Here is a 431-nt window from a genome sequence, read left to right on the forward strand (position 1 = left end):
GGATTATATCGGAAAAGAAATCCCGAACAAATTTGTACTTGGATACGGGCTGGATTATGATGAATTAGGAAGAAACCTTCCGAATCTATATCAGTTGGAAGACGGACAAATCAACCATTAAATGCTGTTGGCTATTAGCTGATAGCTTTTAGCTTAAAATTATATAAAGAAATAAATTTAATAATAACTTAAAAAAGCTGAAAGCAAAAAAGCAAGCCGCCAAAAGCCACAAGCCCGAAGCAAAATGCCCATTGCTGGAAGCGTATCAACATTATGATAAACATTGTTCTGTTCGGCCCTCCAGGAAGTGGAAAAGGAACACAAGCTCAGAATCTAATCGAGAAATTCAATTTAAAACAGGTTTCAACAGGTGATCTTTTCAGATACAATATGAAAAATGACACTGAACTTGGAAAACTGGCTAAGTCATA

General features: G+C 35.7%; 1 protein-coding gene. It reads left to right on the forward strand.

The window, feature by feature from the left end:
- Positions 1–273: 273 nt before the first annotated feature.
- On the forward strand, positions 274–431 hold a 158-nt coding region (locus GB932_RS21690), incomplete at its 3' end, for a nucleoside monophosphate kinase (protein WP_156758770.1).

It is taken from the genome of Microbacterium karelineae, from assembly GCF_009745985.1.
Lineage (GTDB): Bacteria > Actinomycetota > Actinomycetes > Actinomycetales > Microbacteriaceae > Microbacterium > Microbacterium karelineae.